13 protein-coding genes and 1 riboswitch are annotated in these 8,414 nt (G+C 35.2%); of the genes, 7 read left to right on the forward strand and 6 right to left on the reverse strand.

Annotated features, from left to right (window positions below):
- Positions 1-59: 59 nt before the first annotated feature.
- Positions 60-788, reverse strand: coding sequence for a YqcI/YcgG family protein (locus COE49_RS20315; RefSeq protein WP_088231520.1), 729 nt, complete (start codon positions 786-788; stop codon positions 60-62).
- 261 nt (positions 789-1,049) lie between these two features.
- Between COE49_RS20315 and cspB the strand changes: the two genes are divergently transcribed.
- Together cspB and COE49_RS20325 are read left to right on the forward strand one after the other, a co-directional pair.
- Entirely contained in the window at positions 1,050-1,247 is a 198-nt protein-coding gene (cspB, locus tag COE49_RS20320) for a cold shock-like protein CspB (RefSeq protein WP_001161731.1), read from the forward strand.
- A gap of 120 nt (positions 1,248-1,367) precedes the next feature.
- Entirely contained in the window at positions 1,368-1,616 is a 249-nt protein-coding gene (locus COE49_RS20325) for a DUF2564 family protein (RefSeq protein ID WP_000534394.1), read from the forward strand.
- A 34-nt stretch (positions 1,617-1,650) separates the two neighbouring features.
- On the opposite strand, the gene COE49_RS20330 is transcribed toward COE49_RS20325, so the two are convergent.
- The 3 genes from COE49_RS20330 to COE49_RS20340 all read right to left on the reverse strand — a co-directional run bounded on the left by COE49_RS20330 (position 1,651) and on the right by COE49_RS20340 (position 3,110).
- Entirely contained in the window at positions 1,651-1,827 is a 177-nt protein-coding gene (locus tag COE49_RS20330; RefSeq protein WP_000358801.1) for a zinc-finger domain-containing protein, read from the reverse strand.
- A gap of 12 nt (positions 1,828-1,839) precedes the next feature.
- Positions 1,840-2,499 (reverse strand): ribonuclease H family protein, encoded by a 660-nt coding sequence (locus COE49_RS20335; RefSeq protein ID WP_088231521.1) that lies wholly within the window; start codon positions 2,497-2,499, stop codon positions 1,840-1,842.
- Between the two features lie 125 nt (positions 2,500-2,624).
- Positions 2,625-3,110, reverse strand: a complete 486-nt coding sequence (locus COE49_RS20340) for a QueT transporter family protein (protein ID WP_088231522.1) — start codon at positions 3,108-3,110, stop codon at positions 2,625-2,627.
- Positions 3,111-3,116: 6 nt separating this feature from the next.
- A riboswitch (PreQ1 riboswitch) is annotated at positions 3,117-3,161 on the reverse strand.
- 132 nt (positions 3,162-3,293) lie between these two features.
- On the opposite strand from COE49_RS20340, the gene COE49_RS20345 reads away from it, so the two are divergent.
- The 3 genes from COE49_RS20345 (at position 3,294) to COE49_RS20355 (ending at position 5,541) form a co-directional block, all read left to right on the forward strand.
- Positions 3,294-4,166 carry an aldose 1-epimerase family protein gene (locus COE49_RS20345; RefSeq protein WP_088231523.1) on the forward strand — a complete coding sequence of 291 codons (873 nt, stop codon included), beginning with the start codon at positions 3,294-3,296 and terminating at the stop codon, positions 4,164-4,166.
- Between the two features lie 69 nt (positions 4,167-4,235).
- Positions 4,236-4,622 carry a reverse transcriptase-like protein gene (locus tag COE49_RS20350; RefSeq protein WP_088231524.1) on the forward strand — a complete coding sequence of 129 codons (387 nt, stop codon included), beginning with the start codon at positions 4,236-4,238 and terminating at the stop codon, positions 4,620-4,622.
- 13 nt (positions 4,623-4,635) lie between these two features.
- Positions 4,636-5,541 (forward strand): DMT family transporter, encoded by a 906-nt coding sequence (locus COE49_RS20355; protein WP_140417411.1) that lies wholly within the window; start codon positions 4,636-4,638, stop codon positions 5,539-5,541.
- A gap of 2 nt (positions 5,542-5,543) precedes the next feature.
- On the opposite strand, the gene COE49_RS20360 is transcribed toward COE49_RS20355, so the two are convergent.
- Positions 5,544-5,804, reverse strand: coding sequence for a DUF6123 family protein (locus tag COE49_RS20360; protein ID WP_001195212.1), 261 nt, complete (start codon positions 5,802-5,804; stop codon positions 5,544-5,546).
- 182 nt (positions 5,805-5,986) lie between these two features.
- Between COE49_RS20360 and COE49_RS20365 the strand changes: the two genes are divergently transcribed.
- Positions 5,987-6,547, forward strand: coding sequence for a cysteine hydrolase family protein (locus COE49_RS20365; RefSeq protein ID WP_088231526.1), 561 nt, complete (start codon positions 5,987-5,989; stop codon positions 6,545-6,547).
- A gap of 43 nt (positions 6,548-6,590) precedes the next feature.
- Here the strand turns inward: COE49_RS20365 and COE49_RS20370 are convergent, their stop codons facing one another.
- A complete protein-coding gene (locus COE49_RS20370) occupies positions 6,591-7,451 on the reverse strand; it encodes a GNAT family N-acetyltransferase (protein ID WP_098841495.1) in 861 nt (286 codons plus the stop codon).
- Positions 7,452-8,045: 594 nt separating this feature from the next.
- Between COE49_RS20370 and COE49_RS20375 the strand changes: the two genes are divergently transcribed.
- On the forward strand, positions 8,046-8,414 hold a 369-nt coding region (locus COE49_RS20375; RefSeq protein ID WP_369689531.1), incomplete at its 3' end, for an exosporium leader peptide-containing protein.

Genomic DNA, 8,414 nt, shown 5'->3' on the forward strand with positions numbered 1-8,414 from the left:
ACTACTAAAATACCCTTTTTTATCCAAAATATACAAAAGAGCCATCCAGATGATGGCTCTTATTTTTCCACTCTATGAAGAAAAGGACATCTCCCTTTTATTGGCTCTACATCATCCCCGATAAAGTATTGCTTCCATTCACGATGATCTGGATCTCCATAATGACTAATGTTAGGATGTTTTGGCAACTGATCCCACTTTTCAACTCGCTCACGGACCATTTGTCTCGAATATGCCCCTTTAGGACGATCCCCTTCTAATCCATCAAAAATGGTGCGAGGCTGAAAACCAATAACGAGAGAATTTCCTAGATGTCTCGTTTTTCGTTGTTTATAGGCCGGTGCATTTCCAAACGCAAATATCGGTTCACCACCAAATGAAAATTCCCATAAATAGTGGTCTGGATTTTTTGGAATTTGCTGCGGCCATGTTTGATCATCGTTTTCATGTAAATACTGTAGTACTTTCCAAAAATAATCTCGATAATATTCGAGTGATTGCTCTTCACGTTCAGGTTCTATAAATAGAAAAAATCCTCTTCTTACAAGCGGTCGTTCTTTCATTAACTCCAGGAAAGATAACATTGTATTTGGCAAATGACTCCAATCATCATGAGAAAGAAATGAATAACGAAGCTCATTCTTTTTCAAAGCTGTTAAACCGAAATAACATGGAAAAGTTGGTTCTAATACAACACTCGAAAAATTATGAAATTCTTCTGCAACCCATTTTGGTATGTCGGCTCTATTTCTCATTCCTTCATTATCTAATAAATAAGACTCACCCATTTTTTCACCTCACTATGTACAGCATTCACTTAAGAATATTACATATTCGGCTTGTCCTATACCTTTTAAAAATTCAGTTGAAAAATTATTTAAAAATACAAAAAGTTAAAAGCGTTTACTTGACTAAATTCTACCAATTCGTGTATATTTAAATTAATCATTTAGCAGAATATTCAAGATTATAGCACTTTTAGTTTATATTATCGTTTAAATGAATTTCACTAAATGAAAATAGTAAACGCTTTTAGGAGGAATTGTAACATGCAAGGAAAAGTAAAATGGTTTAACAACGAAAAAGGTTTTGGATTTATTGAAATGGAAGGCGCTGACGATGTATTCGTACATTTCTCTGCTATCCAAGGCGACGGCTACAAAGCTTTAGAAGAAGGTCAAGAAGTATCTTTCGACATCACTGAAGGAAACCGTGGACCTCAAGCTGCTAACGTAGTAAAACTTTAATTCAACATATGATAGGAGATTACCTTACTTGGTAATCTCCTTTGTTTATTCCTTTGTATATTTCCGTTTTACAGAGCAAAAACTATGTGAAATGCGCACTATACAAAGGAGGAATTATTAATGGGATCAGAAGTAAATGATTTTGAAGAAGTGAAATTCCGTGTAGAAACAGCACAAAAAATGGTAGGGTCAGCGACAATTTCAATGGATCCAGATACATTAGAGCATGCCACTACTGCTGTAGAAGCAGCTCGCTCTCAGCTTGAAATTATGAAATCCGTGGCGACAGATTTAGATGAGCCATTTCTAATGAATGAGGAAAAGAAATTAAGCAAGTGCGAGCATCAATTAAACGAAGCAAAGCACTAAAAAAACATCCAGAGAATTTTCTCTGGATGTTTTTTTATGACAACTGTTCTCCATACTTTTTCAATGTTTCTCCAACTGTACATTGCCTAATACAAAATGAATGGGCGTAATATTTACTATTTGTCTTTCGATTATGTTCTCGCAAAAAACATCCTTCACAATATGTTTCTAATAAGTCATTTACCTCCGTAATGAGTTGCTTTTTATCCACCTTTGCACCTCTCTATTCGGTTATTTCTTTATGACTATCAATGACCGTCCCTTCTAATGCTTGCGTCGCTAATTGATGTGCTTCTTTATTTTGTTTTCTAGATATTGGCTCACATACAAGTTTTAATTTCATTTGCTTCGCCTTTTGTTCAATTTGGTCTAAATAATGATTTAAATGCTCATCATAGCAAGGCCATTCTCCGGACAATTGCTGCAGCACCACTTGAGAATCTCCGCGAAGTGTAACTGCTTCATACTTAATCCCTAATTCCTCGAGTATATTCATACCGTATAACAATGATGCATATTCCGCTTCATTATTATCATATATACCTTCCATATATGCATTGCGGCGAATTCGGTAGTTTGTATTTCCTTTTTTATAGTACACACATATACCGACTCCAGCTTCTTTCGTCTGCAAATCATACCCACCATCAAAATAAACATATATTTCTTGAAGCTCTTCCTCCACTTGTTTACTCAGCTTTTTCATTTCCTTTAATGACCATTCTGCATCCATTTCATCGTAAAATGAAAGTTCTTTCACTCTTCCTGTTTTCTCGAAGTCCTCCGCAAATTGAAGTGCTTCCTCTATGTTCATATAATCTGTTGTTAATTCCGTTTGCAAACCACGCTTCGTTTTATACAGCCATTGAATTTTATATTTCATACTAGATTCCCCTTATGTAAGACTTCTTATATATTTTATTATATTTTATCAAGAGTCACTGCAATATATTCACTATAATCACATACAAAAAGAGCTATCCCCTATAGGAACAGCCCTTTCATCTATTACATAAATCTTTCAAATTGTACTCGCTTATTAATCCAGTACATTACAGGCATACCAATTGCCATTACTACGAATTCACCCGCTGCACATGTTAACCAAGTCAACATAAATGGTAAATCAAATGCAAGATGAAGTTCGATTGCAATCATAAACATTGTAATCGTAAAGATCACTGTATTAAAAATCATACGAGCCCAAACACCTTTAATAAATCGCATCGAAATAATCGTTGCAACTAATGCAAGAATAGATTGCCCTACTCCAAATACTAAATCGTAAGCGATCATTGGTGAGAAAAAGAGATTCGTTAAAAATACACCTAATACAATCCCGTAAATTGCTTTCTTATTAAATACAATGAGATGATTAAACATCTCTGAAATACGAAACTGTACATTCGTAAAGCCAAATGGCTGAATAAGCATAGAAACAGCAATATATAATGCCGCTAAAATACCGTTACCGACTAATGTTCTTATATTCATGACAAAATCTCCTTAGTTTTTTTACGTGGGATGGTTTCGAACCACGTTATTCGTTTTTTAAGCAACAAGATTACATTGTACGTGGTGGCCCACCTTTCGTCAATAGATTCCTATCATAAACTACCTTTTTTCTTTTAGACAACGTATAATGAAACATATGAAATATTTAGGAGGTTTCACTTCATGACTGCAACAATTCAAAACGAAAAAGTGATCGTTTCCATCTCTGAAAAAGGTGCAGAATTACAAAGCGTTCGCTTAAAAGAAGACAACACAGAATATTTATGGCAAGGTGATTCTACTTATTGGGGGCGCCGCGCACCAATTTTATTCCCAATTGTCGGCCGATTAGTAGATAATACATACTATGTAGATGGAAAACCTTATTCTTTAACACAACACGGCTTTGCTCGTGATCTTACATTCTCTGTAAAAGAGCAAAGTGAAACAAAAATCACTTATATCGTTACGAGTAATGAAGAGACACTACAAAAGTATCCATACGAATTTGAATTACTTGTTTCTTATGAGTTAGAAGAACAAAATATACATGTTACATATGAAGTAAATAATCCTTCTTCAAAAGAGATGTTCTTCTCAATTGGAGCACACCCTGGATTCAATTTCCCATTAGTAGATGGCGAATCATTTACAGATTATCATCTATCTTTTAATGGTTCAGAACGCTTAGAAACAAGTGTACTAGAAGGACCTTATCTTTCAAATAACAAGCAATTAATCGCTGAAAACACGAATGAATTGCCACTTACATACGATTTATTCAAAAATGATGCACTTATTTTTGAAAATATGAATACGAATGAAATTTCGATCCGTTCTCATAAACATAATAAATTTGTAAAAGTAGAATTTGACGGATTCCCATTTGTCGGCGTATGGACACCAGGAAATAATGCACCTTTCTTATGCATTGAACCTTGGTATGGAATTGCTGATGAAGTGAAGCCAGCAAAAGATTTCAAAGAAAAAAAAGGAATTCAGTCTTTACAAGCGAATGAAACATTTACATGTCGTTATAGCATTACAATTGGATAAGTACTCTATCCCCTACTTTAAGAGCACTTTTAGGTAGGGGATAATCTCATAATTTGGAGGTTTCTCATTTTGATTGAAGTATATATTGATGGTGCAACAAAAGGAAATCCTGGCCCTTCTGGTGCTGGAGTGTTCATTAAAGGCGTACAACCGCCTGTACAATTATCATTACCACTTGGGACAATGTCCAATCATGAAGCAGAATACCATGCTTTACTTGCAGCATTAAAGTATTGCACGGAGCATAATTATAGCATTGTATCTTTTCGTACAGATTCTCAGCTGGTTGAGCGAGCTGTTGAAAAGGAATACGCAAAAAATAAAATGTTTGCACCACTTTTAGATGAAGCATTGCAGTACATAAAAAGTTTCGATCTCTTTTTTATTAAATGGATTCCAAGCAGTCAAAATAAAGTAGCTGATGAATTAGCTAGAAAAGCTATATTACAAAATTAATGGGGGTATGAGTGTGAAAAAAGAGTGGATTGCTCCTCTTGCTTTATTATTTGTCTCTTTTATTTGGGGAGCTACGTTTGTTGTCGTTCAAAATGCTATGTCTTTTGTCGGGCCATTTACTTTCAATGGTATTCGCTTTTTATTCGCTGGAATTATTTTATTATTCGTTCAAATGATTTTCTCACCGAAAATTTCAAAACAAGAATTAACACATAGTAGTTTAGCTGGATTAATGGTTGGGTTCTTCTTATTTGTCGGCTATTTATTACAAACATTCGGCTTACTTTATACAACGTCTTCAAAAGCTGGTTTCTTAACTGGACTTAGTATCGTCATGGTTCCAATTCTGTCTTTTATCTTTTTAAAACAAAGGGCTACAATTTTCATCGTACTTGGTATTGCTGTGGCAACAGCAGGTTTATACTTATTAACGGCCGGTGATTCTTTTCAATTAAACATTGGAGATATACTCGTTCTCGGTTGTGCTGTCGCATTCGCTGCCCATATTCTTGTTAACGGCTTCTTTTCTAAGAAAATATCACCTTTATTATTAAGCACATCACAAGTATTAGCTGTTGGTATGTTTTCTTCTATTTGCGCTTTTTTGTTTGAAGATTGGGAAAAATTATTTTCAGTATCACTATGGACGAATCAGTCCTTCTTATTCGCTCTCTTTCTAACTTCCCTGTTTGCAACATCCATTGCCTTTTTCATCCAAACATCAGCACAAAAACATACGTCTCCAACGAGAGTAGCAATTATTTTCGCAATGGAACCCGTTTTTGCTGCATTAACTGGTGTTCTCGTTGCAAACGAGCAGCTTTCCGTCTCTGCTATCGTTGGGTGTCTTTGTATTTTCTTAGGAATGATTTTCGTTGAATTACCTTCCAAAACAAAAAAAGAAGCGCGGGCTGCGTGAAGTTACGCTTGTAACTTCCGCATAAAAGCCTTAGCGCTTTTTTTATCTGTAATTTCTTCTTCTTTCAATCGTTCTAATAACGCAACAAAATAACTGCCATCAAACTGCAATTGATGTTTAATTGTCGCTTCTATTGCTGCGTTCACAATTCCATCAGACGCACCCGTATACCCTTGTCCGAACATAATAAATCCTTGTGCTTCCTCTGATAATTTAAATCCTTTCGTATGTAAGAATGAAAGATAATCTTCTACTGTTTGCATGTTATTCCCACCTACTCAAAAATTCTCCATCTCCTATCATACATGTTTTTACACGCTGTGAGAATGAAATTTCTTTGACAACTTTGTAAATCAATCATCTACTTCGCTTGCAATGGAGGATTTCCTAACAATATGAAGGAATATGTATAGTGGAACTTATTTCATATTAAAGGGGAGACACGATGAAACAAGCGCTATTAATTATCGATGCTCAGCAAGAATTAATTGATGGAAATGAAAAAGAAAGTGAAGTTTTTCGTAAAACCGAGCTATTATCTACACTAAATACAGCCCTGCAGAAAGCAATAGATGCAAATGCTCTTATTGTTTTCGTAAGAGATATCGATGTTGCTTCTGGTAGTGGCGTAGGCTTTGAAGTACATAATCAAATTAAAGTACCTCAGTCTGCAATCCTTATTAATAAAGCGGCAACAAATTCATTCTACGGTACTTCGTTACTTGAACTTTTGAAAGAAGAAAAAATCAATCATATTGTTATAGGTGGCTGTAAAACAGAACATTGCATCGACACCGCCGTTAGAACAGCGACTGTACAAGGCTTTGACGTTACATTAATTAAAAACGGTCATTCCACAACTGACTCTAACGTGTTATCTGCAGAGCAAATTATTGGTCATCATAATAAAATTTTACATGGTCATTATAATGTTGATCATTTTTCTATGGTGAGAGATATAGAGGAAGATCTCTTTCAACCATCCCATGACCAATATCGTGATTAAATAAACGATAAAAAAGAATCCTTACGCGAAAAGGATTCTTTTTTTATCCAAAAATTTGCGCTGCAATGCTATATAACTCATTATTCCTTTTTAATAATTGATTGCTATTTTTCATCATAATTGGCGGCATATTCACCTTTTGAAAACCAAAATCCTCTAAACTTTTCATGAAATTCGCTTTTCCTTCTGGTACATCTATTCTTAATTTACCTTTATGCCATTTGGCTAAATAATGAACAATATCCATTGCCATCTCATCATTTTTTGCAACTACCGGTCCTATTATTTTATTTTCTGGCGTTTGTACACTCAAACCATATCCTAGTACCTTTTGTTCCTTATCCTTCACAACAGTGCACTGTTCACTTTGCATAATTCTTTTCTTTAAAAACTCTTTTCTATTTGTTCCAAACGCACATTCATCTATTTTTATAATTTCTTCTAAATCCCCCTCTTTATAATCCATCATATATTCTTCATTTCCTGCACATTTATGATTCGTATTGTACGAGTTACATATGTATTTTGAAACATAACTAACAGCTCTAAATCCTAATTTTTCATATAAAGGCTTCCCCTCATCCGTAGCAATCAACATAATTGGAGTATGAGCTGATACGCTTTTAATACATGCATCCGTTATTATCTTTCCAATCCCTCTCCCCTTATAATCTGGATGTACAATCACCATTCCGATAGACGCTAAATTCTCCCCATATAATATTATTGCCGCGCTAGCAATTAGTTCCTCTTTCTCATTCCAAACACCGTATACAATGCCTGAGTTGAAAATCGTCTCAATTTCTTCTCTGTTATAATCCCATCCAATATAAGAAGATAATGCAACAATATCCTCTATCTTTTCTTTCCTAAGACGCTCCACCCTAATCTCTAATTCAATCATTCTCCATCTCCTTATCTAGACATTTCAATCATTCTTCCGAATCAACTTGTACATGTTTCCCTTTATTTGTCACACACATATTCTATTTTAACCAAGAGTATATTATAAATGAGGTGACAACATGCATATTGCGAATAAATTTTTTAACACCACTAACGGCCCCTTACAATTACAGGATAACACACTAGATTTAAATAAAATTATCAATCTAAACCGTGCTGTTACACTCCAGACAATTAATACAGTTATAATTACAAATACCGCTTGATTCAAGCTATCCAACGTTATAAATAATTTCTTTGATTCTCGAATAATACTATGGGAAACTTAGACCTTACTGATACCAACCTCAAAAAATACTTCCTCCAATAGCTCAATTATACATTTTTCCGATATTAACATTATTATAATTCCGCTAATTTCAAATCGTTATCCATCCCGTTAGCCATTTCAAATTATTATTACATAAAATAATATGATACATATTTAGAAGTAACTAATTCTATAATCACTTAATATATCTACTTAACAATAGTTTCCTTTACAAAATGTATTAACTGGCTGGTGAATAATTTTTTAAGAGGGGCGGAATATATGTCAAACAAAAACAAGAAACTTTCAACGTTGAATTCGAATAATCCCCTATCTGCAGGAGCTCTTACGCCTAGTCTAGTAGGCCCGACGTTCCCACCACTTCCACCAGTAAACCCTACTGGTATTACTGGACCCACTGGTAACACTGGGGCTACCGGAACTACTGGTCCCACTGGTGACACCGGCGCTACTGGAACTACCGGAACTACTGGAGCTACTGGCAACACCGGCGCTACCGGAAATACTGGTCCCACTGGCATCACTGGAGCTACCGGAACTACTGGCATCACTGGAACTACCGGAACTACTGGTTCTACTGGCGACACCGGCGCTACTGGAACTACTGGTCCTACTGGCATCACCGGCGCT

The sequence above is a fragment of the Bacillus sp. AFS029637 genome, assembly GCF_002584985.1.
Taxonomy (GTDB): Bacteria; Bacillota; Bacilli; order Bacillales; family Bacillaceae_G; genus Bacillus_A.